The organism is Leifsonia sp. C5G2, from assembly GCF_013359685.1.
Classification (GTDB): Bacteria; Actinomycetota; Actinomycetes; order Actinomycetales; family Microbacteriaceae; genus Leifsonia.
The window spans coordinates 58,340-84,222 of sequence record NZ_JABFMV010000014.1 but is presented as its reverse complement, the minus strand read 5'-3'; the positions used below and the strand labels follow the sequence as shown (position 1 = coordinate 84,222).

The 25,883-nt window shown below is 70.7% G+C and carries 20 protein-coding genes; 13 read left to right on the top strand and 7 right to left on the bottom strand.

The window, feature by feature from the left end; all coding sequences use genetic code 11:
* Positions 1 to 14 precede the first annotated feature (14 nt).
* Complete coding sequence (locus HNO83_RS16760) at positions 15 to 926, bottom strand: amidase domain-containing protein (protein WP_175338668.1); 912 nt, start codon at positions 924 to 926, stop codon at positions 15 to 17.
* A gap of 305 nt (positions 927 to 1,231) precedes the next feature.
* Between HNO83_RS16760 and HNO83_RS16755 the strand changes: the two genes are divergently transcribed.
* The 7 genes from HNO83_RS16755 to HNO83_RS16725 all read left to right on the top strand — a co-directional run bounded on the left by HNO83_RS16755 (position 1,232) and on the right by HNO83_RS16725 (position 10,068).
* Entirely contained in the window at positions 1,232 to 3,400 is a 2,169-nt protein-coding gene (locus tag HNO83_RS16755; protein WP_175338667.1) for an MDR family MFS transporter, read from the top strand.
* 313 nt (positions 3,401 to 3,713) lie between these two features.
* Complete coding sequence (locus HNO83_RS16750; RefSeq protein WP_175338666.1) at positions 3,714 to 5,036, top strand: ABC transporter substrate-binding protein; 1,323 nt, start codon at positions 3,714 to 3,716, stop codon at positions 5,034 to 5,036.
* A 70-nt stretch (positions 5,037 to 5,106) separates the two neighbouring features.
* Positions 5,107 to 6,171, top strand: a complete 1,065-nt coding sequence (locus tag HNO83_RS16745) for a carbohydrate ABC transporter permease (RefSeq protein WP_175338665.1) — start codon at positions 5,107 to 5,109, stop codon at positions 6,169 to 6,171.
* The gene (locus HNO83_RS16740; RefSeq protein ID WP_175338664.1) at positions 6,168 to 7,055 is read left to right on the top strand and encodes a carbohydrate ABC transporter permease; all 888 of its coding nucleotides are present in this window, start codon (positions 6,168 to 6,170) and stop codon (positions 7,053 to 7,055) included. The genes HNO83_RS16745 and HNO83_RS16740 overlap by 4 nt, the downstream gene beginning before the upstream one ends.
* 2 nt (positions 7,056 to 7,057) lie before the next feature.
* Positions 7,058 to 8,509, top strand: a complete 1,452-nt coding sequence (locus HNO83_RS16735; protein WP_175338663.1) for a GH1 family beta-glucosidase — start codon at positions 7,058 to 7,060, stop codon at positions 8,507 to 8,509.
* Between the two features lie 27 nt (positions 8,510 to 8,536).
* The gene (locus HNO83_RS16730; protein WP_175338662.1) at positions 8,537 to 9,559 is read left to right on the top strand and encodes a LacI family DNA-binding transcriptional regulator; all 1,023 of its coding nucleotides are present in this window, start codon (positions 8,537 to 8,539) and stop codon (positions 9,557 to 9,559) included.
* Positions 9,560 to 9,675: 116 nt separating this feature from the next.
* On the top strand, positions 9,676 to 10,068 hold the full coding sequence (locus tag HNO83_RS16725) for an SRPBCC family protein (protein WP_175338661.1): 393 nt from the start codon (positions 9,676 to 9,678) through the stop codon (positions 10,066 to 10,068).
* 25 nt (positions 10,069 to 10,093) lie between these two features.
* On the opposite strand, the gene HNO83_RS16720 is transcribed toward HNO83_RS16725, so the two are convergent.
* Positions 10,094 to 10,918, bottom strand: coding sequence for a phosphatase PAP2 family protein (locus tag HNO83_RS16720; protein WP_175338660.1), 825 nt, complete (start codon positions 10,916 to 10,918; stop codon positions 10,094 to 10,096).
* Between the two features lie 106 nt (positions 10,919 to 11,024).
* Between HNO83_RS16720 and HNO83_RS16715 the strand changes: the two genes are divergently transcribed.
* Positions 11,025 to 11,450, top strand: a complete 426-nt coding sequence (locus tag HNO83_RS16715) for an SRPBCC family protein (protein ID WP_175338659.1) — start codon at positions 11,025 to 11,027, stop codon at positions 11,448 to 11,450.
* A gap of 12 nt (positions 11,451 to 11,462) precedes the next feature.
* Here HNO83_RS16715 and HNO83_RS16710 read toward each other — a convergent pair whose 3' ends face one another.
* Positions 11,463 to 12,350 (bottom strand): DNA-methyltransferase, encoded by an 888-nt coding sequence (locus HNO83_RS16710; RefSeq protein WP_175338658.1) that lies wholly within the window; start codon positions 12,348 to 12,350, stop codon positions 11,463 to 11,465.
* Positions 12,351 to 12,381: 31 nt separating this feature from the next.
* On the opposite strand from HNO83_RS16710, the gene HNO83_RS16705 reads away from it, so the two are divergent.
* From HNO83_RS16705 to HNO83_RS16695, 3 genes are read left to right on the top strand one after another with little or no spacing between them, the layout of a single operon-like run.
* Positions 12,382 to 13,263, top strand: a complete 882-nt coding sequence (locus HNO83_RS16705) for a hypothetical protein (protein WP_175338657.1) — start codon at positions 12,382 to 12,384, stop codon at positions 13,261 to 13,263.
* A gap of 59 nt (positions 13,264 to 13,322) precedes the next feature.
* A complete protein-coding gene (locus HNO83_RS16700; protein WP_175338656.1) occupies positions 13,323 to 13,592 on the top strand; it encodes a type II toxin-antitoxin system Phd/YefM family antitoxin in 270 nt (89 codons plus the stop codon).
* Positions 13,589 to 13,855, top strand: coding sequence for a type II toxin-antitoxin system RelE family toxin (locus HNO83_RS16695; protein WP_175338655.1), 267 nt, complete (start codon positions 13,589 to 13,591; stop codon positions 13,853 to 13,855). Before HNO83_RS16700 ends, HNO83_RS16695 begins: the two co-directional genes overlap by 4 nt.
* An 87-nt stretch (positions 13,856 to 13,942) precedes the next feature.
* On the opposite strand, the gene HNO83_RS16690 is transcribed toward HNO83_RS16695, so the two are convergent.
* On the bottom strand, positions 13,943 to 14,419 hold the full coding sequence (locus tag HNO83_RS16690; RefSeq protein ID WP_175338654.1) for an ATP-dependent zinc protease family protein: 477 nt from the start codon (positions 14,417 to 14,419) through the stop codon (positions 13,943 to 13,945).
* Positions 14,420 to 14,444: 25 nt separating this feature from the next.
* Here HNO83_RS16690 and rimK point away from each other — a divergent pair, with 25 nt between their 5' ends.
* A complete protein-coding gene (rimK, locus tag HNO83_RS16685; RefSeq protein ID WP_175338653.1) occupies positions 14,445 to 15,644 on the top strand; it encodes a 30S ribosomal protein S6--L-glutamate ligase in 1,200 nt (399 codons plus the stop codon).
* 23 nt (positions 15,645 to 15,667) lie between these two features.
* Here rimK and HNO83_RS16680 read toward each other — a convergent pair whose 3' ends face one another.
* Positions 15,668 to 16,246 carry an XRE family transcriptional regulator gene (locus HNO83_RS16680; protein ID WP_175338652.1) on the bottom strand — a complete coding sequence of 193 codons (579 nt, stop codon included), beginning with the start codon at positions 16,244 to 16,246 and terminating at the stop codon, positions 15,668 to 15,670.
* A 67-nt stretch (positions 16,247 to 16,313) separates the two neighbouring features.
* Here HNO83_RS16680 and HNO83_RS16675 point away from each other — a divergent pair, with 67 nt between their 5' ends.
* Positions 16,314 to 17,297 carry an NAD(P)/FAD-dependent oxidoreductase gene (locus tag HNO83_RS16675; protein WP_175338651.1) on the top strand — a complete coding sequence of 328 codons (984 nt, stop codon included), beginning with the start codon at positions 16,314 to 16,316 and terminating at the stop codon, positions 17,295 to 17,297.
* On the opposite strand, the gene HNO83_RS16670 is transcribed toward HNO83_RS16675, so the two are convergent.
* On the bottom strand, positions 17,294 to 18,232 hold the full coding sequence (locus tag HNO83_RS16670; RefSeq protein ID WP_175338650.1) for a PrsW family intramembrane metalloprotease: 939 nt from the start codon (positions 18,230 to 18,232) through the stop codon (positions 17,294 to 17,296). The two genes, HNO83_RS16675 and HNO83_RS16670, sit on opposite strands and share 4 nt — an antisense overlap.
* 99 nt (positions 18,233 to 18,331) lie before the next feature.
* Positions 18,332 to 25,873, bottom strand: a complete 7,542-nt coding sequence (locus HNO83_RS16665) for a DUF5979 domain-containing protein (protein WP_217499161.1) — start codon at positions 25,871 to 25,873, stop codon at positions 18,332 to 18,334.
* Between the last annotated feature and the right edge of the window lie 10 nt (positions 25,874 to 25,883).

Below are 25,883 nucleotides of genomic sequence, written 5' to 3'. Positions count from 1 at the left end.
GAGCATAACCGAAGTTACTTCGACAGGCTCCAGAAGTGTCCTATGGCGCCCGGGTGGTCGACGGTGATGGCTTCGTCGAGGTCGCGGTAGTCGCTGTCCTCGTTGTGGCCGACCATCTTGATCTTGATCTGCCCGTTGACGTTCTGCACCGCGGAGACGATCTGGACGTGGTCGAGAGAGTCGTTGTCGTTCCAGTCGAACATGACGATGTCGCCGACCTTGATCTTGTCGCGCTGGTCGAAGGAGTACTCGGTGAGGCCGAGCTTCGCCGCGTTCTCACGGAAGTACTGGTCCATCGACGGGACGTAGCCCCACGCCGGGCTCCAGTCCTCGGCTGCGTCGTGGTTGTACCAGTCGCCGTTCATCTGCCAGCCGCGGGCGATCAGGGTCTGACTGACGAAGTTGGCGCAGTCGCCGCCGACCGGGTTGAGGTCGCCGTACTGGGCGGTGTTGTAGTTCTTCCAGTAGGTCAGCGCGTAGGCGAGCTGCTTGTCCACCGGCGTCTGCACCTGGTAGTCGTACGTGGTCGAGCCGGCCGTGCCGACCGGCTTGCCGTTCTTGTCGGTCACGGTCACGGGCACGCTTCCGGCCTGGAAGTTGGCGGCCGCGGGCACGCTGACGACGACCTTGTCGTTCGTCGCCTGGGTCACGGTGGCGGGCTGGCCGCCGATCTGGACCGCCCCGACCTTGCCGAGGTTGGTGCCGGTCAGGGTGACGGTGCCGCCGGAGACGCTCCCGGCAGCAGGCTGGATCGAGGAGACGACCGACGACGTGGCGGTCGGCGAGGGGGCCGCCGCCTGGGCGACGGCCTTGGTGACGGGCGACGGCTCGCCCGCGCAGGCGGTGAACGCGAGGGCGGCGGTCGCGGCGACGGCGGTGAGCGCCAGGATGCGGCGCGTGCGACGTGAGGGGCTGAGAGAACTCATACAACCTTCGGAGCGGATTCGGAGGCGGTCGGTCGGAGTTCTTCCAACCTACGCTCACAACATATGCGTGACCTGGATGGGGGCCAGTCTCGTTCGTTTTGCACCCCATCGACAGGCAGCAGCCCGCGGGAGGCGGCGAGGCGTTCGCCCCTGGCGAACGCGGCCCCGCTCCCCCGGGCGCGCGCGTTGTGGGCGTGCAGGCAGTGGGTGTAACTTTGCACTCTCCGCAAAATTCTTTTGCCCCACACCGGTGTGACGCTCCGCGTGCCGGGCGTCCCTTCACCCGACTCTCGACCCGGAGACAGATGTCCAGTCAGACCAGCGCGGCGACCGCCGCTCCCAAACCGATCATGTCGCATCGCGAGATCCTCTTCGTGATCTTCGGCCTCATGGCCGGCATGTTCCTCTCCGCCCTCGACCAGACCGTGGTCGGAACCGCCATCCGCACCATCGGCGACGACCTGCACGGCCTCAGCCAGCAGGCCTGGGTCACCACGGGCTACCTGATCCTGTCGACGATCTCGACGCCGATCTACGGCAAGCTCTCCGACATCTTCGGCCGGCGACCGCTGTTCATCATCGCGATCGTCATCTTCATCGTCGGCTCGATCCTCGCCTCCTTCTCGACCTCGATGCTCGAGCTGGCGGCGTTCCGGGCCATCCAGGGCCTCGGCGCCGGCGGTCTGATGTCGATGCCGCTGGCGATCATGGGCGACATGCTCGCCCCGCGCGAGCGCGCCAAGTACCAGGGATACTTCCTCGCCGTCTTCGGCATCTCCAGCCTGATCGGCCCGCTGGTGGGCGGCCTGTTCGCCGGCGCCGACCAGATCCTGTGGATCGCCGGCTGGCGTTGGGTGTTCCTGATCAACGTCCCGATCGGCATCATCGCGCTCGGGATGGTGCTCCGCTTCCTGCACCTGCCGAAGCGTTCGCGCGGATCCGCCCGCATCGACTGGTGGGGCGCCGCGGGTGTCATCGTCGCGCTCGTTCCGCTGCTCCTGGTGGCCGAGCAGGGCCGCGACTGGGGCTGGGACAGCCCGGCCGCGATCGCCTGCTACGTGATAGGCGGCATCGGCATCATCGCGTTCATCCTCATCGAGATCGCGATGAAGGACGACGCGCTCATCCCGATCAAGCTGTTCCGCTCCAGCACCTTCTCGATGGCCACGGTCATCGGCGTGCTGGTCGGCTTCGGGATGTTCGGCGCCATGCTGACCCTCCCGCTCTACCTGCAGATCGTGCTCGGGTCGTCTCCGACGGTGTCCGGCCTCCAGCTGCTGCCGATGATCCTCGGCCTGATGGTGTCCTCCATCGTGTCTGGCCAGATCATCGCGCGCACCGGCCGTTACCGGCAGTTCCCGATCATCGGCACCGCGATGCTCGCCGGCGGGTTCTTCTACCTGACGTTCCTGAAGTACGGCGACTCGTACTGGTTCATCGCGGGTGCGATGCTGCTCATCGGTCTCGGCCTCGGTCAGCTCATGCAGACGCTCACGATCGCCAGCCAGAACTCGGTGGGCCTGCGCGACATGGGTGTGGCGACCAGTGCGTCCACGTTCTTCCGCCAGATCGGTGGAACGCTCGGCACGGCCGTGCTGCTCTCTCTGCTGTTCACGGTGTTCCCGACGAACATCAAGTCGTCGCTGACGGACACCCCGACGCTGACGGCGGCCATGGATGCGGCGCTGACGCCGGAGGTGGCGAACGCCTCCGAGAACAAGCAGATCATGGACAAGATCTACGACCCGATCGTGACCAAGGCCACGGACGGCGCGCAGCAGAAGATCCAGGCGCAGGTGACGGCCGGGCTCGACAAGGCCACGCAGGCGGTTGCGCAGGGTGTCGCCTCCGGCGCCATCCCGGCGGCCGCCCAGCCCGCCGCAGAGGCCGCCGCGAAGCAGCAGGCGATCGCGGGCGCACAGAAGGCGCTGGCCACCAGCGCCCCGTACGCCAAGGTCGCCGCCGACGGCACGGTCACGCTGGACTTCAGCGATCCGGCCGCCCGCACGGCGTTCGTGGACACGCTGGTCCCGACGCTGCAGACGCAGCTGAAGAAGTCCGACTCCGCGTCCAGCACCTCCGACATCAACGACACGTCGTTCCTGAACTCCGCCGACCCGCGGCTGTCGAAGCCGTTCCTGGTGGCGTTCAACGCGTCGGCGGTGCAGGTCTACTGGGTCGCGATGATCGTGGTCCTGATCGCGTTCGTGCTCTCGCTGTTCTTCCGGACCCCTCCGCTGCGGGCCAAGTCGGCGCTGCAGGAGGCGGCGGACGACGCGGCCGCGGCCGAGGAGGCCAAGAACGCCGAGCGCGAGCCGGTCGGTGCGTACGCATCGCTGTCGGAGGACGACGACGAGGAGTACGACACCGGAATCCTCGCGACCCGAGCGGCGAACGAGTTCGGCGCGCTCGTCGAGCCGGGTGTCGACACCGCCTCCACGCGGGCCCAGCGCCCGCGGCCGGCGACCGACTGACCGCATCCCGCTCCGCACTGAACGGCCGTCGCCCCTCGGGGTGGCGGCCGTTCCCCGTACGACGAGGGGACGCGACACGCCGTCATCCCCCGGCGTGACGGCGTGTCGCGCCTGACGGAGTCTACGGGCGGGCCCGTTTCGGACAAAACACCGGAACGGCGCGGATGAGAGCGCGACCACACTGGGACTTGACACGACCCGGGAGGGCGTTCTAGATTCTCCTGCAACGCGTGAGAGCGCTCTCACGCCCATCGCATGAGAGCGCTCTCAGCGCGCACCAGGCGCACAGACCCACGCACAAAGGAGTGAACCCGTGAAACTCTCACGACGCACGAGGATCGCTGCGGCCGTCGCCGGCGCAGCATCCTTCGCCCTGATCGCAGCAGGCTGCTCATCGAGCGGCGGCAGCGGTTCCAGCTCGGACCCGATCACGCTGACCGTCACCACGTTCGGCACGATGGGCTTCGACAAGCTCTACTCGCAGTACGAGAAGGAGCACCCGAACATCAAGATCAAGGCCACCAACATCGACACCGGTGACAACGCGCTCACCGACTGGCAGACCAAGCAGGCGGCCGGCAGCGGCCTCCCCGACGTCCAGGCCGTCGAAGAGGGCTGGCTCTCGAAGGTCATGCAGGTCTCCGACCAGTTCAACGACCTCAAGGACTACGGCGCGAACGACATCAAGAGCCGCTGGGTCGACTGGAAGCTGAAGCAGGCCACCGACAAGAACGGCCGCATCATCGGCTACGGCACCGACATCGGACCGGAGGGCCTCTGCTACAACGGCAAGCTGTTCGCCGCGGCCGGCCTGCCGAGCGACCGCGACTCGGTCGCGAAGCTGTTCGGCGGCACCAACGCCACCTGGGACGACTTCTTCAAGGTCGGCGAGCAGTACCACGCCGCCACCGGCAAGGCCTGGTACGACCAGTCCGGCTTCATCTGGAACGCCATGGTGAACCAGCAGCCGGAGGGCTACTACACCAAGGACGGCAAGCTCAACATCAAGGACAACAGCGACCTCAAGGCGCTGTGGTCGAAGCTGGCCGGCGGCGCCGCGGCGGGCCTGTCCTCCAACCAGACCCAGTGGGACTGGGGCAAGGGCAAGGCGTTCACCGACGGCTCGTTCGCCACGTTCGTCTGCCCGGGCTGGATGCTCGGCGTGGTCAAGGGCCAGGTCGAGGCGGGCGGCGGGAACGCGGCCACCGGCTGGGACTTCGCCAACGTGTTCCCGGGCGGCGCGGCCAACTGGGGCGGATCGTTCCTGACGGTCCCGAAGCAGTCGAAGCACCCGAAGGAGGCCGCGGCCCTCGCCGCGTGGCTGACCACCGCGAAGTCGCAGGTTCAGACCTTCCAGGCGGCCGGCACCTTCCCGTCGGTGACCGAGGCCCAGACGGACTCGGGCGTCACCGGTGAGAGCGACCTGACGAAGTTCTTCAACAACGCGCCCATCGGCCAGATCCTCGGGGAGCGCGCGAAGGGCGTCGTCGCCCAGTACAAGGGACCGGACGACTCGGTCATCCAGTCGCAGGTCTTCGGCCCGTCCGTCCAGGAGCTCGACTCCAAGAAGGCGAACGGCGACCAGGCGTGGGACAACGCCATGAAGCTGCTCGACCAGCTCGTGGTCAACAAGTAACCCGAACCGAACACCCGGGCCCCCGTTGCGCTCCGCGCGCGGCGGGGGCCCGAACCACGGGAGATCCGCAATGACCACCACCGCCACCCGCGACGCCGCACCCGCCGCGCCCACCACGTCGCGCGGGCGCTCCGGCCGCGGCGACCTCAGCTTCAAGCAGCGGCTCAGCCGCTTCGACGTGAAGGCGTCGCCGTACTTCTACGTCGCACCCTTCTTCATCCTGTTCGGGCTCGTCGGCCTGTTCCCGCTCATCTACACGTTCGTCGTCTCGCTGAACAACTGGAACCTGCTCACGGGCCCCGGCGAGTGGGTCGGCTTCAAGAACTACGCGGCGGAGCTGAGCGACCCGTTCTTCTGGAACTCGCTGTTCAACACGATCAGCATCTTCCTGCTCTCCGCCATCCCGCAGCTGATCGCCGCCGTCTTCATCGCGGCCATCCTCGATCAGAACATCCGCGCCAAGACCTTCTGGCGGATGAGCGTGCTGCTCCCCTACGTCGTCACCCCGGTCGCCGTCACGCTGATCTTCTCGAGCGCATTCGACGAGAAGTACGGGCTGATCAACAACATCCTGCAGGCCATCGGCCTCGACCCTGTGATGTGGAAGACGCAGACGTTCCCGTCGCACGTCGCCATCGCCTCCATGGTCAACTGGCGCTGGACCGGCTACAACGCCCTCATCCTGCTGGCCGCCATGCAGGCGGTGCCGCGCGACATCCACGAGTCGGCCGCCCTCGACGGCGCCGGGTCGTTCCGCCGGTTCTTCTCGATCACGCTGCCGAGCATCCGCCCGACCATGATCTTCGTCATCATCACGGCGACCATCGGCGGCCTGCAGATCTTCACGGAGCCGAAGCTGTTCAACCCGTCGAGCGCCGTGCCCGGCGGGCCGCAGCGGCAGTACCAGACGACCGTGCTCTACCTGTGGGACATGGCCTTCAACCGGCAGAACTTCGGCAAGGCCTCCGCGATCGCGTGGCTGCTGTTCCTGCTGATCGTGGTGTTCGGCGTGCTCAACTTCCTGATCTCGCGCCGCATCGCCTCCACCGAGACCCGCCTGCATCGCAGGAGGACCGCGAAACGCCTGCAGGCGTCGCGCATCCTGGCCGCCGCGAGCGAGGAGAAGAACGTATGACCGCCACCACCACCCGTCCCGCTCGCACCGAGCAGACTGCGCGGGCGCCGAAGCGCAAGGCGCTCGGCATCGACCGCCGCCCCGGCTTCCTCACCTACGGGATCCTGCTCGCCCTGTTCATCGGCGGCGCGTACCCGCTGTGGTGGTCGTTCGTCGCCGGCTCCTCGAACAGTACCGTGCTCACCTCCACCTGGCCGCCCCTGCTGCCGGGCGGGCAGTTCTGGACGAACGTCGGCCAGGTGCTCGACACCGTCCCGTTCTGGCTGGCGCTCGGCAACTCGATCATCGTCGCGTCGGTCATCACCGTCTCGGTCGTCGCGTTCTCGACGCTCGCGGGCTACGCGTTCGCGAAGCTGCGCTTCCGAGGCCGCGAGGGCCTGATGGTCTTCGTGGTGGCGACGCTCGCCGTCCCGACGCAGCTCGGCATCATCCCGCTGTTCATGGTGATGAAGCAGTTCGGCTGGACCGGGACGCTCGGAGCGGTCATCGTGCCGACCCTCGTCACGGCGTTCGGCGTCTTCTTCATGCGCCAGTACCTCGTCGATGTCATCCCCGAGGAGCTGATCGAGGCGGCCCGCGTGGACGGCGCCAACATGATCCGCACGTTCTGGCACGTCGGCGTCCCCGCCGCGCGGCCGGCCATGGCGATCCTCGGTCTCTTCACCTTCATGACCGCGTGGACGGACTACCTCTGGCCGCTCCTCGTCGCGCCGCAGAACCCGACGCTGCAGGTGGCGCTCAGCCAGCTGCAGTCGGCGAAGTACGTCGACTACTCGATCGTGCTCGCGGGCGCCGTGCTCGCCACCATCCCCCTGTTGATCCTCTTCGTGCTCGCCGGCCGGCAGCTGGTCTCCGGCATCATGGCCGGCGCGGTGAAAGGCTGAGAATGAACCGCACCTGGCCCGCCGGCTTCCTCTGGGGGTCGGCCACCGCCGCCGCGCAGATCGAGGGCGCCGCCCACGAGGACGGCAAGGAGGACTCGATCTGGGACGCGTTCGCGCGCGTCCCCGGCGCGATCGCCGGAGGGGACACCCCCGAGGTCGCGGTCGACCACTACCACCTCATGCCGGAGGACGTCGCGCTGATGGCGTCGCTCGGCCTGCAGTCGTACCGGTTCTCGACCTCCTGGGCCCGGGTGAAGCCCGGCGACCGCACGGTCAACGCGGCCGGCCTCGCCTTCTACGACCGGCTGGTCGACGAGCTGCTCGGCGCGGGCATCCTGCCCTGGCTGACCCTGTACCACTGGGACCTGCCGCAGGCGCTCGAGGAGAAGGGCGGATGGGCGAACCGGGACACCGCGTACCGCTTCCGCGACTACGCGGTGGCGGTCTACCACGCGCTCGGCGACCGGGTCGACCACTGGACGACGTTCAACGAGCCGCTCTGCTCGTCGCTCATCGCCTACGCCGGCGGGGAGCACGCACCCGGCCGGCAGGAGCCGCGGGCGGCGCTCGCCGCTCTCCACCACCAGCACCTGGCGCACGGGCTCGCCGCCGCCGAGCTGCGCTCGCTCGCGGAGGCGGAGGGCCGGACGGAGTCGCTGCGGCTCGGCATCACGCTCAACCTGACCACCGCCGTGCCGAACGACCCCGCGGATCCGGTCGACCGGGAGGCCGCGCGCCGCATCGACGGGCTGTGGAACCGCATGTTCCTCGAGCCGCTGCTGCTCGGCGCCTACCCCGCCGACGTGCTGGAGGATGTGCGCGAGCACCGGTTCGAGGAGCTCGTGCACGACGGCGACCTCGCGACGATCGCGCAGCCGCTCGACTTCCTCGGCGTGAACCACTACCACGACGACAACGTCAGCGGGCATCCGCTCGGGTCCGACGAGCCGGCGGCCGTCACCCCGACACCGCGACCGACGTCGTCGCCGTTCGTCGGCAGCGAGTACGTGACCTTCCCGTCCCGTCACCTGCCCACCACCGCCATGGGCTGGGAGGTGAACCCGGACGGGCTGCGCGCCCTGCTGGTGCGGCTCACCGGCGAGTACCCGACCCTCCCGCCGCTGTACATCACCGAGAACGGCGCCTCCTACGACGACGTGGTCGCCGAGGACGGCGCGGTGCACGACCTCGACCGGGAGGCGTACGTCCTCGCGCACATCGACGCGGTCGGCCGGGCGATCGACGAGGGCGCCGACGTGCGCGGATACTTCGTCTGGTCGCTGCTCGACAACTTCGAGTGGGCGTGGGGGTACGCGAAGCGGTTCGGCATCGTCCGGGTCGACTACGGGACGCAGGTGCGCACCGTCAAGGACTCGGGACGCGCCTTCGCCCGGGTGATCGCCGAAGCACGGGCCGGGGAGGCGGTGGGCGAGGCGACGGCGTCCCGCGTCTAGCATGGACGCGGACGACGAGGAGACCCCATGACGACAGAGCAGGTGGCGGGCCGAGTGGTGCCCACGCTGGAGGCTGTCGCCGCGCGCGCCGGCGTCTCACGCGCGACGGTCTCCCGCGTCGTGAACGGCTCCCCCAAGGTCACCGCCGAGGTAGTCGCCGCCGTGGAGCGCGCGATCGCCGACCTCAACTACGTACCGAACCGCGCGGCGCGCTCGCTGGCGTCGCGGCGCACGCAGGTGATCGCGCTCGTGGTGCCGGAGTCGACGGCGAAGGTGTTCGCCGACCCGTTCTTCGCCTCCATCGTGCAGGGCGTCGCGCTGAGCCTCGCCGACACCGAGTACACGCTCAACATGGTGATCTCGTCGGAGACCAACCCCGACAAGACCCGCCGGTACCTGATGGGCGGCAACGTCGACGGCGCCCTGGTCGTCTCGCACCACTCCGGCGACCACTCGTACGCGCAGCTGGGCACCTCCCTGCCGCTGGTCTTCGGCGGCCGGCCGGTGAGCGAGAGCCAGCACGCCTCCTACTACGTGGATGTGGACAACGTCGCCGGCGCGCGTGTCGCCACCGAGCACCTCATCGAGCGCGGGCGCAGGAACATCGCGCTGATCACCGGCCCGCAGGACATGCCCGCCGGCCTCGACCGCTTCACGGGGTGGAAGCAGGCGATGGATGCAGCGGGACTCGACGCGTCGCAGGTCGCGTACGGCGACTTCTCACCCGCGTCGGGCCTGGAGGCGATGCGCCGGCTGCTCGCCGCGGGCCGCCCGATCGACGGACTCTTCGCCGCCAACGACCAGATGGCGGCGGGCGCGTACTCGGCGATCCACGAGGCCGGGCTCGGCATCCCGGGAGACGTGGCCGTGGTCGGCTACGACGACGACAGCTTCGGCCTGATGTCGACGCCGCCGCTCACCACGGTGCACCAGCCGTCGATCGGCCTCGGCGAGACGATGGCCCGCGTCCTCGTCCGCCGCCTGGCCGGCGAACCCGTCGACCGCGTCACCCTCCTCCCCACCGAGCTCGTCATCCGCCAGAGCACCTGACCCCGCTCCGCCCACCGTCGAGTCCGCGAAGACTGCCCGGCTGAGCGGCGTGTCGCGTGAAGTCTTCGCGGACTCGACGGTGGGCAGGGGGCAGGAGACGGCGTACGGTCGCGGGCATGGCAACCTACACTGCGACCAGAAGCCTCGAGGGCGACGCCGACGAGTACCTCGACTACATCTCCGACCCCGAGAACCTGCCCGCCTACTTCCCGCGCGTGACCGAGGCGCACGAGCTCCCCGACGGCAAGGTGGAGACCACCGCCCACGTCGACGCCGACCGCGACGGCGAGGACGAGACCGTCACCTCGGAGGCCGCCTTCGACGTCGACCGCGCCGCCCGCGAGGTGCGCTGGTCGGCACCGGGACCGCACGACTACCACGGCTCGCTGCGGCTCACCGACGACGGCGTGGAACTCAGCATCCACACGACGCAGGAGTTCGACGGGATGCAGCAGGCGCTCGACGCGTCGCTCGCCAAGATCGCGGAGAACCTGCGCGCGAAGGCCTGACCTCAGCCGGACGGACGGCCGCGGGTCACGCCAGACGGCGGTAGAGGCGGTTGCCGACGGCCGCGACGACGAAGCCGGTGGCGACGATCGCGGCGACGCCGCCCGCGTAGGCGACGAAGAGGTGCTCCGTGCCCGACTGCGCCGAGAAGTACGTGATCAGCAGCGCCACGACGGACCCGGCCGCGCACACGCCGCCGACCCAGACCAGCGGCCAGAGCTTGCTGCGCACCGGCGGTTCGGCGCCAGGGAGCCGCAGCCAGGCGAGCACGATCCCGGCCAGGCAGCCCCAGAACGCGACCACCAGCATCCCCGCCACCACATCGCTCGGCCGGTGCCACTGCTCCACCAGCGTGGACGCGCCCGCGGCGATCGTGAACAGGGACCCGACCACCGCGGCGAGCGGCCGGAAGCGCGGCGCCGCCAGCAGGAACACCACGAGCGCCGCCGACGCGGCGACCGCGGTGTGCCCGGAGGGGAGGGAGTTGGCGAGGCCGACATCCACCCCCTTCTCCGGCCGCGAGAGGACGGTGTACTTGAGCACCTGCGTGCTCACGTTCGCGCCGGCCGCGGCACCGACCGCGACCGCGAACACCAGCCAGTTCCGGCGCACCAGCACGATGACGAGGGCGATCACCGCCCCGATCACGACGGAGGCGACGGGCAGGGCATCGAGGAAGCCGTGGGCGAACTCGATCAGGTCGCCCTTCCAGGCGTCGGCGCCCGCGAAGGCGCGCTCGTCGATCACCTGCCCGATGTAGCTCCGCACGAAGACCACGTACACGCCGACGAACAACGCCGCCGACACCAGCGCGCCCCAGAGGAAGGGCAGGGCACGGACGCTCGATCGCATAGTGCAGACAACCCTTCCACACCCCGCTTCGAGAATTCCGGATGAACGCCGGACAGGGGTGGAATTCCCCTCGCCCGAAGGGGCCGCGGAGGGCTACTCCTGAGCCATGAGAACCATCACGGACACCATCGACATCTCAGCTCCCCCGCACGAGGTGTATGTCGCATTGCGGACACTCGACGGCTATCCCGGCTGGCTGCGCCACTCCATCGTGTACCTCGGCACTCGCGCCGCGGACGGGTCCGGCGCCTACGTCGACTCGACGACGGTCGGCAGGATGCGCGGCGCGCTGACCGGGGAGGATCCAGACCGCTCGCTGCGCTTCCACCAGGCGAAGCCGTCCGGGGGCGTCGACGCGTCCATCCGGTACGACCTGGCCGCGGTGGACGGGCGCACCCGGGTGGTGCGCGTCGGCGAGCTGACCACGCGCGGCGTGTTCCGGGCGATGCAGCCCGTGCTCGTGCGGATGGCGGCGGCCGAGAGCAGGCGGACGATGCGCGCGCTCAAGGCGCACGCGGAGCGTCCCGCCTGAGCCGGGGACCGCTCAGCCGACGAACCGGACCGCAGGCTCCGCCGACGCGAGCCGGTCGCGCATGACCGCGATGGCCGCCGGGTTGCTGTCGACCAGCAGGAAGCGCCGGCCGAGCGCGGCCGCCACCGCTCCGGTGGTGCCGCTGCCGGCGAAGAAGTCGAGCACCCAGTCGCCCTCGGCGCTCGACGCCTGCACGATGCGGCGGAGCACGCCCTCCGGCTTCTGGGTCGGGTAGCCGGTCTTCTCGCGCCCGGTCGGCGACACGATGGTGTGCCACCAGACGTCGGTCGGGAGCTTGCCGAGCTGCGCCTTCTCGGGCGTGACCAGCCCCGGCGCCATGTACGGCTCGCGCTCGACCGCCGCCGAGTCGAAGTGGTACGCCGACGGGTCCTTCACGTAGACGAGGATCGTGTCGTGCTTGGCCGGCCACCGGTTCTTCGGCTTCGCGCCGTAGTCGTACGCCCAGATGATCTCGTTGAGGAACGACTCGCGGCCGAACAGCGCATCCAGCAGCACCTTCGCGTAGTGGGACTCGCGGTAGTCGAGGTGGAGGTACAGCGTCCCGTCGTCGGCCAGCACCCGCCAGGCCTCGATGAGCCGCGGCTCCATGAAGCCCCAGTAGTCCTCGAACCGGTCGTCGTACTGCAGAAGGTCGCCCTTGATCCGCTCATAGCTGCGGCCCTTGAACCCGATCACACTGCCCGCGCCGCCCTCCGAGCGCACCGAGGTGATGGTCTGGCGGGCCTGCGGACGGCCGGTGTTGAAGGGCGGGTCGAGGTAGATCAGACGGAAGGACGCGTCCGGCAGCCCGGCGAGCACCTCGAGGTTGTCGCCGTGCGCGACGGTGCTCGGCGCCTCCGGATGCCACAGCGGGGAGGCTGCGGGGGCGGGCTGCGACATGCGACCATTCTCGCAGCGGAGAGAATGGACTGTGCACAATCTCGGCCTGCTCTTCGACGTGGACGGACCCATCGCGAGTCCGGTGACCCGTACCATCGCCATCCGCAGCATCGTCACCGACCTGGTCGCGATGGCGGCGGCGGGCGTCCCGATCGCGTTCATCACGGGCCGTTCGGGCGACTTCATCCGCCACCAGGTGGTCGCCCCGCTCTGCGACGCCGGCCTCGGCGAGGCGCTGGAGCAGCACGGCGCGCGGATGTTCGGCGTGTTCGAGAAGGGCGGCGCGTGGGCCCCGATCACGGGCGACGGGATGGGCGATGTCACGGTCGACGAGACCGTCGCGTTCACGCCCGAGGCGGTGGACGCGGTGCGCTCGCTCGTGCGCGACCGCTTCGCCGACACGATGTTCTTCGACGAGACGAAGCGCGCGATGATCTCCGTCGAGCAGCGCACCGACGTGGACGCGGAGACCTACGCCGAGGCGCAGTCCCGCTTCCAGGACGCGGCGTTCGAGGCGCTCACCGGCCTCGGCGTCGGACTCCGCTACGGCTCCCGGGACTCGCCCGACGCGTCGGGGGAGGTGCCGTACCGGATCGACCCGACCATCATCTCCACCGACATCGAGTCGGTGCTGCTCGACAAGGACCGCGGCGCCCAGCGCGCCTTCGACTATTTCGCCGCCCGCGGCCCGCTGCCCCGCCGCTGGCGCTCGATCGGCGACTCCCGTAGCGACTACAAGATGGCGGACTACGTGCACGACGCCGGGTACGAGGTGGCGCACGTGGACGTCCGCCCCTCCGACGGCGTGCTCGAGCGGCCGTACCAGGTCATCACGATCGGGGACGCCATCCACGATGACGCGGGCGCGGAGTTCCTGGCCCACTGGCGGCGGGAGCTCGGCCTCGGCGACTAACCGCTTCTGTGACCGAATCGCCCAATCGGCCCGAATGGACCATTTGGTACGATTGGTGCATGACGGACGTTCTTTCGGTATCGGAGGCCAAGCAGCAGCTCGGCGCACTTGTCGACCGCGCGCACTTCCAGCACGAGGCCGTCTCCCTCACCCGGCGCGGGCGCAGGGTCGCCGTGCTGGTCGGCGCGGACGACTTCGACCGACTGCTCGAGCGGCTCGAGGACCTCGATGACGCGGAGGCCGCGGAGGCGGCCCGCCGCGAGATGGCCGAGACCGGCGCCCTGCCCGTCCCCTGGGATGAGGTCAAGGCCGAACTCGGGCTCGCGTGACCTACCGGATCGAGCTCGCCCCAGCCGCCGCACGTGATCTCCGGAAGCTCGAACCGCAGGCGCGGCGCCGCATCCAGGCGGTGATCGAGCTGCTTGCCGAGACACCGCGGCCGCCCGCCGCGAAGAAGCTCGTCGACGCCGCAGGCACCTGGCGTGTCCGGACCGGCGACTACCGGGTCCTCTACGACATCCACGACGATCGACTGCTGATCCTCGTGCTCCAGGCGCGCCACCGTCGCGAGGTCTATCGCTCGCTCAATTAGCCTCCCCGCTGTGACGTTTCGTCACGAACGGGCGCGATTCGTGACGAACGGGCGCGATTCGTGACGAGTCGCCGCCGAGGCGAAGGGTCAGGCGTCGTCGCGGCCGCGGTTGCGGCGGCGGACCTCGCGCGGCGCGCGGCCGCCGAGGAACGAGCGCGCCGGGTCGACCACGAAGCCCTGGCGGAGGGCCTCGCGCCCGACCAGCATCCGGAAGCCCATCTGGTCGCGGTTGGTCAGCGTCGTCTCGGCGCTCACCGTCCGCCCGTGGATGACGAGGTCGAGCAGAACGACGATGCGCTCCTCCGTATGACCGGACGAGCTGCGCACCACCCGGCGGTCGTGCACGGCGCACTCGGCCGTCACCGCATCCCGGTCGGAGTCCTGCCACGGCTGCACCCGGAAGCGCACCCGGTCGCCCGGGAGCTCCTCGATGTCGAAGGCGTGGAGCGACGAACTGCGGGCCCCCGTGTCGACCTTCACCTTGATCCACGGCACCCGGAGACCGGGAAGGCTCACCCACTCGCGCCAGCCGACCGTGTCGGTGTTTAGATGGGTGTCGGCCATTCCCCCATCTTCGCAGGAGCACCCCGTGAAACTCGCCATCCTCTCGCGCGCCCCGCACGCGTACTCGACGCAGCGGCTGCGCTCCACCGCCGAGCAGCGCGGCCACACGGTGAAGGTGCTGAACACCCTGCGGTTCGCCATCGACCTCTCCGGCGACGAGCCCGACCTGCAGTACCGAGGGCGGCTGCTGTCCGACTACGACGCCATCCTGCCGCGCATCGGCAACTCGATCACGTACTACGGCACCGCCGTCGTGCGGCAGTTCGAGCAGATGGACGTCTACACGCCGAACACCGCGAACGGCATCACCAACTCGCGCGACAAGCTGCGGGCGACGCAGATCCTCTCCCGGCACGGCATCGGGATGCCGCGCACGGCGTTCGTGAACAGCCGCGCCGACGTGCGCATGGCCATCGAGCGGGTCGGCGGGGCCCCCGTCGTCATCAAGCTGCTGGAGGGCACGCAGGGCATCGGCGTCATCCTGGCGCCGGAGGCGAAGATCGCCGAGTCGATCATCGAGACGCTGCACTCGACCAAGCAGAACGTGCTCATCCAGAGCTTCATCTCGGAGAGCCGCGGCCGCGACATCCGCGCGCTCGTCGTCGGCGACCGGGTGGTGGCGGCGATGCGGCGCGTGGCGAGCGGCGACGAGTTCCGCTCCAACGTGCACCGCGGCGGCACGGTCGAGAAGGTGGCGCTGTCGCCCGAGTTCGAGGAGGCGGCCGTCCGCTCGGCTCAGATCATGGGTCTGCGCGTCGCCGGCGTCGACATGCTGGAGGGCAAGGACGGACCGCTCGTGATGGAGGTGAACTCCTCGCCGGGCCTCGAAGGCATCGAGCGGGCGACCGGGCTGGATGTGGCGGGCGCGATCGTCGACTTCATCGACAACCAGGTGGCGTTCCCGGAGATCGACGTGCGCCAGCGGCTGAGCGTCTCCACCGGCTACGGCGTGGCCGAGCTGCTGGTGCACACCAACGCGGACATCGTCGGCAAGACCCTGCGCGACTCCGGTCTGTGGGAGCGCGATATCACGGCGCTGACGCTGCACCGCGGCACGTCCGTCATCCCGAACCCGCGCAGCGGAGTTGTGCTGGAGCCGGGCGACCGGCTGCTCTGCTTCGGCCGCCTGGAGGAGATGCGCTCGATGATCCCGGACCGCCGCAAGCGGCGCACCAAGGTGCGGAAGCTGCCGAAGGCCGCCCAGGAGGCGCTCACCGAGGAGTGACGGCCAGGGAGTGAGGCCGGGGGTCAGTCGCGACGCACCGTGCTCGCCCGAACGTGGGCCCGCTCGCCCTGCGCGCCGAAGAGCGAGAGCATTTCCACCGATCCGCCGTCCTGCGTGCCGAACCAGTGCGGCATCCGGGTGTCGAACTCGGCCGCCTCGCCCGGCTCCAGCACCGTCTCGGTGTCGCCGAGGACCAGCCGCAGGCGTCCACTGAGCACGTACAGCCACTCGTACCCCTCGTGCGTGCGCGGCTGCGGCACGGTCCGCCGGCCCGGTGGCAGCACCATCTTGTAGGCCTGCAGCCCGGAAGCGTGCCGGGTGAGCGGGAGCATCGTCATCCCGTCGCGGCGGATGGGGCGGGCGCGGACGCGGGGGTCGGGCACGCCGGGCGGCCGCACCAGCTCGTCGAGGGTGGTGCCGTACACACGCGCGAGCGGGAGCAGCAGTTCGAGAGTGGCGCGCCGGCCGCCGGACTCCAGCCGGCTCAGCGTGCTGGTGGAGATGCCGGTGGCCTCCTCGACCTGGGCGAGGGTCATGCCGCGGTCGCGGCGCAGCGCCCGCAGGCGGGCGCCTGCCGTTCCGATCGCGTCATCGATGTCCATGCCCGACAGTTTGCCACTTCAGCAAACCGGCTTGCTGCCATCCCGGCGACGAAGCGACACTGCCGGTATGACGGACGAACGGAACGACGAGACACTGGACGCCCTCGTGATCGGCGGAGGCGCGGCCGGCCTGAACGGTGCGCTGATGCTGGCGCGATCGAGACGGACCGTCGTGGTGGTGGATGCGGGCGAGCCGCGCAACGCGCCCGCGCAGGCCGTGCACGGACTCCTGGCCCGCGACGGCACGCCGCCCGCGGAGCTGCTGCGCGCCGGACGCGAGGAGGTGCAGCGCTACGGCGGCCGCATCCTGAGCGGAGAGGCCGCCGACGCCGTGCGCGAGCCGGACGCCTTTGCCGTCGCCCTGGCCGACGGCCGGACGCTGCGCGCCCGCCGCCTGCTGATCGCCACCGGCGTCGTGGACGTGCTGCCCGACATCCCGGGTCTCGCCGAGCACTGGGGCCACGACGTCGTGCACTGCCCCTACTGCCACGGGTGGGAGGTGCGGGATCGGGCCATCGGCATCCTCGCGATCGGCGAGAACTCGATGCACCAGGCGCTGCTGTTCCGCCAGCTGTCCGACGACGTGGTCTACTTCGAGAACGGCCACGCCCTCGGTGACGAGTCGCGCGAGCGGCTGGCCGCCCTCGACGTGCCCGTGGTCGCGGGGCGCGTGACCGGCGTCGAGTCGGCGGACGGCCGCATCGCAGGCGTGAGGCTCGAGGACGGCCGCGGCGTCCCGCGCGAGGTGCTCGCCGTCGCGACGCGCATGGAGGCCCGCGTCGCCGGGCTCGCCTTCCTGAAGCTGCCGCTGGAGGAGTTGCCGGCCGGGATGGGCACGACGATTCAGGCGGACGCGTTCGGCCGCACCGAGGTCCCCGGCCTGTGGGTGGCCGGCAACGCGTCGAACGCGACCGCTCAGGTCGGAGCCGCGGCCTCGGCCGGCGCGCTGGCCGCGGCGCAGGTGAACGCGGACCTCGCGATGGAGGACGCCGATCGCGCGGTCGAGAGGAGACGGCGGCCCGGCGCACCGGAGGCCGCCCCCGTCGCCTAGACGATCGGCTGCGCCGCCGCCCTGCGCCGTTCGGCCCGGCGGTAGTGCCGCAGCACCAGCCAGAGCGTGAGGATGCCGCCCGCCGCGACCACGATCAGCACCACGATGTACAGGATGCCGGCGAGCGCGGTCACCGCGGACGCCGTCTGCGCAGAGAGCCCGCCGAACGAGGTCAGCTCGGCCACCGCGCGGCCGTTCACGATGAGGGCGAGCACCGCCGCGACATCGCCCGCCGAGTCCCACAGCGCGTGCAGCACTGCGACGCCGGCGTAGGTGAGCACGATCCAGAACGAGAACCGGAACCGGTCGCGTCCGCGGGCCGCGCCGAACAGCACGGCGCCGAGCACGGCCGTCCAGAGCACGTGCCCGACCGGCGCGAGGATCGCCCGCAGTACCTCGGTCTGGAGCAGCGACACGAGGTCGATCCCCTGGGCGGTGATGGCGGCGTTGAACGCGTACCCGGCCGATTCGAACGCGGCGAACCCGGCGCCGACCGTCGCGCCGAGCAGGGCGCCCTGGGTCGCCGTCTTCGGCACCACCCGCCAGCCGATGATGATCAGCAGCACGCCCTTCACCAGCTCCTCGATCAGGCCAACGAGCAGGTAGAGCCAGTAGCTCTGGTGCAGGTTCACCTCGAGTAGGGAGGCACCGAGCACGCCGAAGATGCCTCCGACGAAGAACGCGAGCACCAGCTGGAGCGAGCTGATGCTGCCGGTCACGCGCTCGATCGCGAACAGGACGACGCAGAACGGCACCAGGAAGCTCCCGAGCAGGATCAGCGTCGGGATGAGGTTCGTGTTGCGGGTGACGGCGGTCACGACGATCGTCAGGATCCACAGGGCGAGCCCCGTGAGCAGCGTCTTCCACCACCAGCCGTGGTGGTGGTGGGGATGCGGTGCGGCATCCGGACGGTCGACCCAGGCCTCGGCTGACATGTGCGGTCCCCTCGCTCGAGACGCCTGACGGCGCCTGCCTTTCGGCACATCATCCCACCGGGCGGGCGCGGGACGAGCCCGCGTCCCGCCCGGTTCGGCTCAGCCCCGGCGGGTGCGCCGCCGCAGCGCGCCGGCCGACACGAGGATCACGCCGCCGAGCGCGGCGAGCGCCGCCCACAGGGCCGCCCCCAGCACGTCGGACCCTGTGGAGGCCAGCCCGGCGCGAGGCGGGTCGAGCACGGTCGCGCAGGCGGTCGACGGGTCGCCGCAGCCGGCGGTGCCGGTGGACGGCGTCCACGGGCCGGCCGGTGTCTCCACCGTCGCCCGGTTGACCGTGTCGACGGAGCGCACCAGCTTCGTGGTCACCACCATCGTGGCTGTGGCGCCCGCGGCCAGCGAGCGGACGGTCCAGTGCAGGCCGTCCGGTCCGGTGGTCGCCGACGGGGTGGAGCCGAGCACCTGGAGGCCGTCCGGCAGCAGGTCGGTGACCTTCACGTCCGTCGCGTCGATCGCGCCGTCGTTGGTGACCCGGATGGTGTAGACGATCGTGTCGCCCACGCTCGCGGTCGGGCGGTCGGCCTGCTTGGCGATGCTCAGGTGGCCGATCAGGAACGTGTTCGTCACGGTCACGGTCGCAGCGGAGCCCGCGGGCACGGTCACCGTCCCGTCGGCGGGGCTGAGCACCGTCGAGGTGGCGAGTCCCGCGTCCGTCTCCTCGACCGCGCAGGACGCGCCGGCGAGGATGCCGTCGACCGTCGCGGTGTAGCCGTTCGCCTTCGAGAGCGTCAGGGTCGCGTCCCCGCCCAGGTCGATCGGGGTGACGACGCCGTCGATCACCGCGGTGCAGGTGAGCTGCACCGTGAACGGGCCGTCGCCGAAGAGAGCCACGCCGGGGCCGACCCTCTTCTTGTCGATCGTCACCGAGCCGGTGTCGAAGGTGTTGGTGATGGTCACCGTTGCCGGCGTCCCTGCGGGGACGGTGACACCGCCGGCCGGAGCGATCGCGACGGACGTCGCCCCGCCGCTCGCCGTCTCCGTGACGTCGCAGTGCGCGCCCTGGATCAGTCCGGTCACGGTCGCCTCGTAGTTGTTGGCGGCGTCGAGCACGACCGCACCGCCGTCCGGCAGCGGGATCGTCAGCGTCTGGCCGTCCTTCTGCCAGGTGCAGACGAGCTGCGCGGTGAACGGGCCGTCGCCGTAGCGTGCGGCGCCGGCGCCGGTGCGCACCTTGGAGATCGTGACCGACCCGGCCGAGAACGTGTTGGTCACATCCACCTTTACGGCCGCCACCGTGCCGTCGGCGTTGCCCGGGATCAGCACGGTCGGGGTGTCGACGGTGGTGCCGGTGGCCCCGCCGTTCGCCGTCTCGGCGACGGAGCACTCGGTCCCCGCCGGGAAGACCCCCGGCACGGCGACGGTCTGGCCGCCCACGATGCTCAGGTCGCCGTCGAACAGGGTCTGCGAACCGGCGTAGACGCACTGCACGTGGAGGGTGAAGGGGCCGTCGCCGTAGTCGCCTGCGGCGTCGCCGTCGACGGTCTTGGTGACCGCCAGCGTGCCGGAGGCGAAGTGGTTCGTGACGACGGCCGTGTCATCGCCCGCGAGCCGGACGACGGCCTGCGGGCCGGTGACCTCCGCGGCGCCGTCGACGGCGATGCCGACGTGGTTGGGCGCTGCGGCCGCGCCGTCCGCGTCGGTCTCGGTCACGGTGCACGCGGCGCCGACGGGCAGATCCGTGATCGTGCGGCTCGCGCCGTCGGCCAGGGTGAACGCGCTGTCGCCCGCCGCGAGCGGAACGGCCGAGCCGAGGGACGACTCGCAGACGACCGTGAAGCCGAACGGACCGAACGTGCCGGTCGTCGCCGCGGTGTCCACGTGCTTGGTGACAGTCAGGGAGGTCACCTGGTAGTCGTTGACGATCGCCACCTGCTGCGCCGACGGGACCGGCTGCGCCGGGTCGCCGGCGGCGATGGTGACCGACGACGGGGTGACCGTCCGCGACGACTCGCCGTAGGAGCCCGTGGCGCCGTGCTCGGTCGTCTCGCAGACCGCGCCCGTCGGGATGCCGTCGATCCGGGCGGTGTAGCCACCCGCGGCCGACAGGGTCACGGACTTCTGGTTGCCGAGGTCGACCGCGACGCCGTCGATGGTGCACGAGACGTCGGCGACGAAGCTCGACGGGGCGAACTGCTGCGCCGGCCCGGTCACGGTCTTGGTGACCTGCAGCGGACCGCCGGTGAGGATCACTCCCGCCTTGATCGGCTCCTGCGGACCTGCCGGCTGCGACCCGGATGCGTAGGTCGGGTAGAAGCCGAACGAGTTCCAGGCGCGCACCCCGGTGACGGGTGCGCTGACCGGCGCCCGGCCGTCGCCCGTCGTCGTGGTCGGGATGTTCGTGGTGCTGTAGGTCACCTTGACGGAGGCGCCCGCCGGGAGGACGCCGCCCGGTGCCTTGCTGAAGTCGAAGACCAGCTTCACCGCGGTAACGTCGGCCGCGGCGATGGTCGATCCGACCGCCGACGCCGGGCTCCACGAGCCGCCGGGGCAGGTGCCGCCCGGGGTGATCTCCTTCACGCACGGCGTGGCGGAGGTCGTGACGAACCAGGCGAGCGCCGATCCCGCGACCTCGGCGGACGGGAGGTAGGCGATGTCGCCGTTGAACCGCGGCGCGTACACCGACCCGCGGGACGACGGGTCGACCACGCCGACGTCGCCGTTGCGCGGGAAGACGTCCACGGCGGTGAGCGCCGTCGCGGCGACGTTGCCGCCGTTGATCATCTCGAGCTTCCAGGTGTCCGTGTGGCCGATGCCGCTGGCGGCCGCGCACGGGTAGCGGTAGTAGCCGTCGGCGTCCGCCGTGCAGGGCACGGAGGCGTTGGCGACGTTCTGCGCCTCGCCGGTGTCCGACCGCACGCCCTTGGAGGCCGTGAACGAGCCCTGCGAGAGGGTGGTCACCACGTTGCTGGTGGAGCAGACGCCCGCCGTCAGGGAGACGGCGCGGCCGTTGCCGGGGTTGAGCGCGGTGCAGCCTCCGGAGTCGAGGGTGCGGTCGGTCTTCACGCCGAACGTGTTGACCGCCGTGGTCGAGGGCGCGAGTCCCGGCTTGATCTGCAGCGCCAGGGTGATGCTGTAGGTCTCGCCCGGTGCGAGCGCGGAGCCCGCCGGCCAGGTGAAGCGGATCGTGCCGGAGGCCGCGTCGAAGCTGCGCGTCACCGCCGCCGGGTCGACGGGCAGCGTCCCGCCGGTCGACGTGCTGTACGAGGGCACGTTGGTCGGCACGAACAGCAGCGAGCCGTTCGACGGGAGGGTGTCGGTGACGACCGGGTTCGGGAGGATGCCGGTGCCGGTGTTCTTGAAGCGGAGCGTCCAGTTCACCTCACGACCGGACGCGGCCTGACCCGGGCTGGTCTTCTCGACCGCCAGCGTCGCCGTTCCCGGCAGGACGGTGAAGGCGGCGGTGGCGCGGGCCTGCGTCGCCTTGACGGTGTTGTACGACGCGTCGGCGGTCACGGCGTCCGTGATGGTGCCGGCCGCCGTCTCCCCCGGCATGGGCGAGGCGACGATCGTCGAGGTCACCGGGCCGGAGCCGTCGCGCAGGGTCGGCCGCAGCGACACGTTGAGCGTGACGTTGTTGCCGCTGGCGCTGGCGGCGAACGCCGTGCCGTCTGCCTTGGTGAAGGTGAAGCGCAGGCCGGTGACGTCGGCCGCCGCGATCCCGGTCGGCAGTGCGGCCGCGGTCATGGTCGTCGGCGTGCCCGTCGTCCACGCCGCCAGGGCGCCGAGGCCGGTGCGCGCGTCGACCTGGACGCGGTCGGCGCCCGTCGGGGGCGTCGGCTGGGTGAAAGACTTCAGCGTGAACGCGTTCCAGAAGGTGGTGGCCGAGTCCTCGATCACCAGGACCTTCGGGGCGAGCGTGCCGGCGGAGCGGGCCTGCAGTGCGACCTGGATCGGGTCCTTCGGCGCCGCCTGCAGGGTGCTCGTCGGGTTGAACGTCTTCGCGGTGGTCACCTGCAGGTTGCCGTTGGCCAGCGTGACGGACGCGCTGGTGGTGTCCTCGGCCACGGCCGTCGGGTAGACGTTGTCGTGGAGGGTTCCGGTCGCCGTGTTCGTGACGGTGCCGGGGACCGGCGCCGCGCCGCTGGTGCGGCCGGTCGACCGCAGCTGCGCGTTCATTGTGACGGTGACCTGCTGCCCGGGGGCGATGGTGCCGCCGGTGCCCACGCTGCCCTGCGCGTCGGAGCCGCGGAACATCGCGCTGACGCCGACGACGTCGGCGAGCGACGCCGGGGTCATCCCTGCGGCCTGCGCGAGCGTGACGGTCTGAACGGTGAGCGTGCCGTCCGCGGCGCGGTGCAGGAGGGAGACCGAGCTCTCGGCGGCCCGGACACCGGACGCCTGGGTCGTGTTGATGGCGATCGAGGTCAGGTTCAGCCGCTCGAACGGGTTCGACGCCGGGTCGTAGGCGCCGAAGTCGCACGGGTCCGCGGTGTTGGCGTTGGAGCAGGCGATCGGGTCGTTGAGCCGCAGCTGCCAGGTGTTGGTGGCCGAGGTGTTCTTGATCGTCTCGGTGTAGACCGTGGTCGGGTAGCTGGCGTCCGGCACGTCGGGCTGCGGGATCACCATCGTCGTCGGCGAGGCGGTCTTGGTGACCTTCGTCGTCAGCGTCGGGTCGACGATGAGCGTGTGGTCGTCCGCCAACCGGGTGAAGCTGCCGCCGGCCGCAGGGTTGCCGGTGACGGCAACCTGGTTGTCGACCGCTCCCGGCGTGCCCATGTTGTAGGTGCGCGTCCCGGTCACCCAGTCGTTCGTGGTGCTCCCGCGCACGCTGTTGCGCAGCTGGAGGTCGAGGTGGATCGTCCGCGCGTTCTGGTCGGCGCCCGGGAAGGCGCCGAGGGAGGCGCTCGCGACGCCGGAGCCGACCGCCGGGGCGGTGGGGTCGGCGGAGGCGTCGATGGCCGCCTGACGGTTCGGGCTCTCGGCGAAGGTCAGCCGCACGCCCTGCGTCGACGCCTTCTCGGCCGTGCTGAGCGTGTAGCCGGCGAAGCGGCCGTCACAGGATCCTGTCGTGGAGCACGCCTTCGTGGTGATGTCGTTCCACGAGGCCCCGTCGAACAGCTCGACGCGGGTCACCGCATCCCACCGGATGAGGGGGTCGTAGGTGGCCCCGCTGGTCTGCGTCGGCGTGATGGCGTCGATGCGCACCAGGTCGAAGGCCTGGAAAACGCTGCCGGAGACGGGCGACGGCGTCGCCGCATCCTGCACGGTCATCGTCCGCATGCCCGTGACCTGGGTGCCCCAGCCGAGCGTGGCGCCGGTCGTCGTGCGGGACTGCGCCTGCAGCACCGCGCCTGCCTGGTCCCACTTCTTGCTCGCGGCGACGCCGCCGTCGCCGGGGCCGCCGGTGGTGGCCTGGATGCTGACGGTGCCGCAGTCGGTCGCCGGCGCGCTCGTGATGACCTGGCCGCCGTTGACCGTGCCCTCTGCGGTCGTGACCGCGCAGTTCTGGTAGGCGGTGGCCGCCGGGTAGGTTCCCGGGTTGGTCGGACCGGACTGATCGCGCAGCGTGCCGCGGGCGACGAAGGTGATCGCGGGCTTCACGTTGGTCGCCTGACCGAACCCGCCGGCGTCGGCGAACGTGAAGCGGAGCCCCCGGACGTCGGTGTGGGTGGTCCCCGCGGGCAGCTTGGTGTCGAGCACGCGCGAGTAGATCACGGCCTTGGCGGTGGCGTCGACGGTCTCGAGGGTGGACCAGGTGGTGCCGTCCGTCGTGTACTCGACGGTCAACGTCGAGCCCTCGGGAACAGAGGTGGGCGCGATCGCGGTCGCGTCGAACGCGTTCCAGTAGGCGGACGACGCATCCTGCGGCTCGGTGATCACGATGGAGTCGGGACGCACGGAGCTGGTGCCCGCCGGGGTCTGCGCCGACAGCTGCACGAGGCTGGAGCCTCCGGGCAGGATCACGGCAGGCGCGGCGGGCGAGACGGTCTTCTTCAGCCCGACGATCACCTCGGGGAAGTAGACCTCGAGGTCGGCACCGGCGGTGTCGGAGGCGGTGCCCGCGGCGTTGGTGCCGGTCACGGCGACGGTGTTCGAGTAGGTGGTGAAACCGGAGGCTGTTGGGCCGGCGTCGAGCGTGGTCTTCACATCGAACGGGATGACGGCCGACGCACCGGTGGCGATCGATCCGGTGTAGGTGACCTGGAACCCGGTGATGTGCTGCCCGGAGGCGAGCGTCGGCACCGACGGGAGGCCGGACGCGGTGTCGAACGCGGAGTCGGCGGGCGCGGCGCCGGAGTCGACGAACCAGGTGACCTGGCCCGCGGTGGCGCCCTGCGGCCACGCGGAGGAGCCGGCGAACCCGCCGAAGAGGATCTTGTCCGAGAAGAACGAGCCGGAGCCCGGCTCCCGCACCGTCAGGGTGTCGAGCGCTCCGGTGGAGGTGTTCCTCGCCGTGAGGGATGCGCGCGTCGTCTGGCCGGCGGGCAGCTGCGGGACGCTGAACGACTTGTCGGCCGAGACCGTGACCGTCAGCGGCGCGATGGTCTGCTGCGCGGTGGCGGGCGTCGCCTGGGCGGTGCCACCCGCGGTGGTCACGGAGCCCCCGGCCACGTTGGTGCGGGTCCCGCCCGCGGCGATGCTGGAGCCGTCGATGCGGTCGGTCGCGCGCTGGGCCAGCGAGATCGCGACGGATCCGGCCGCGCCTCCCGCGGCGATCGTCGTACCCGTGCTGGAGCTGAAGGCGAAACGGAGACCCGTCACGTCACCGGCGACCACATTCGAGGGGAGCACGGGGACGGAGCCGGCGGGGCCGTCGGACCATCCGGCGGAGGTCAGCGCCGAGACCTGGACGGTGTCCGCGCCGGCAGGGAAGGTGACCGCGCCGAAGCCGGTGAGGTCGTAGAAGCGGAAGGTCGCGCCCGCCGCCGCCGGGTCGGCCGGCTCGGCGATCGTGAGCGTGGAGGCGGGGATGTTGGACGTGTTGCTCACCTGCAGCGTCGCCGTCGAGCTCTCGCCCGGCTTGAACTGCGTCGCCGACGGGGTCCAGGTCTTGCCGACGGTGGCGGAGATCACATCTGGGACATGGACGACGACCCCGTGCGAGGCGGTGACCGTCGTCGCGTTGGTCGCCGCGAAGGTCGCCGTGTTGGTCAGCGTCTGACCGTCGAACGACTTGGCGACGGTGTCCGGCAGCTTCACCTGCACCTGGACGCTTCCGGTCGTCCCGGCGGCGAGGCCCGTGCTCGCGGGGGTGGTGTTGGGGACGGAATCCTGGAACGCCACCTTCACGGTGTTGCCCGTCACCGTCGCGGTGACGCTGCCCGCGCCGACGACGTTGGGTTGGCCCACGACGACGAGCGGCGCGGGGACCGGGTCGGTGATGGCGGCGTTCACGCACCCGGTGGTGGTGGAGGAGCACCCGTAGTTGATCGTGTAGAGGAACTGCTGCCCCGGCGCGATGTCGCTGACGTCGGACGTCTTCGACAGGTTGAGCACACCGGAGCCGAGGTCGTCCGCGCTGGCGGCCGGCACGCCGATGGCGAGGGAGCCGACCAGCGCGAGCACGACGCCGGTGGCGACGGCCGCGGAGGCACGGAGAGTGGTGGACTTTCGGGCAGCGAGGCGCGTTCGGGCGCGCGCCAAGAGGCGTCGG

What these genes read in the sequence shown, in the direction of transcription:
- HNO83_RS16755 (WP_175338667.1), top strand. Translation starts at nt 1,232, where the DNA reads ATGTCCAGTCAGACCAGCGCGGCGACCGCCGCTCCCAAACCGATCATG.
- HNO83_RS16760 (WP_175338668.1), bottom strand. Translation starts at nt 926, where the DNA reads ATGAGTTCTCTCAGCCCCTCACGTCGCACGCGCCGCATCCTGGCGCTC.
- HNO83_RS16730 (WP_175338662.1), top strand. Translation starts at nt 8,537, where the DNA reads ATGACGACAGAGCAGGTGGCGGGCCGAGTGGTGCCCACGCTGGAGGCT.
- HNO83_RS16680 (WP_175338652.1), bottom strand. Translation starts at nt 16,246, where the DNA reads ATGGACATCGATGACGCGATCGGAACGGCAGGCGCCCGCCTGCGGGCG.
- HNO83_RS16675 (WP_175338651.1), top strand. Translation starts at nt 16,314, where the DNA reads ATGACGGACGAACGGAACGACGAGACACTGGACGCCCTCGTGATCGGC.
- HNO83_RS16690 (WP_175338654.1), bottom strand. Translation starts at nt 14,419, where the DNA reads ATGGCCGACACCCATCTAAACACCGACACGGTCGGCTGGCGCGAGTGG.
- HNO83_RS16700 (WP_175338656.1), top strand. Translation starts at nt 13,323, where the DNA reads ATGACGGACGTTCTTTCGGTATCGGAGGCCAAGCAGCAGCTCGGCGCA.
- HNO83_RS16735 (WP_175338663.1), top strand. Translation starts at nt 7,058, where the DNA reads ATGAACCGCACCTGGCCCGCCGGCTTCCTCTGGGGGTCGGCCACCGCC.
- HNO83_RS16740 (WP_175338664.1), top strand. Translation starts at nt 6,168, where the DNA reads ATGACCGCCACCACCACCCGTCCCGCTCGCACCGAGCAGACTGCGCGG.
- HNO83_RS16715 (WP_175338659.1), top strand. Translation starts at nt 11,025, where the DNA reads ATGAGAACCATCACGGACACCATCGACATCTCAGCTCCCCCGCACGAG.
- HNO83_RS16725 (WP_175338661.1), top strand. Translation starts at nt 9,676, where the DNA reads ATGGCAACCTACACTGCGACCAGAAGCCTCGAGGGCGACGCCGACGAG.
- HNO83_RS16720 (WP_175338660.1), bottom strand. Translation starts at nt 10,918, where the DNA reads ATGCGATCGAGCGTCCGTGCCCTGCCCTTCCTCTGGGGCGCGCTGGTG.
- HNO83_RS16745 (WP_175338665.1), top strand. Translation starts at nt 5,107, where the DNA reads ATGACCACCACCGCCACCCGCGACGCCGCACCCGCCGCGCCCACCACG.
- HNO83_RS16670 (WP_175338650.1), bottom strand. Translation starts at nt 18,232, where the DNA reads ATGTCAGCCGAGGCCTGGGTCGACCGTCCGGATGCCGCACCGCATCCC.
- HNO83_RS16710 (WP_175338658.1), bottom strand. Translation starts at nt 12,350, where the DNA reads ATGTCGCAGCCCGCCCCCGCAGCCTCCCCGCTGTGGCATCCGGAGGCG.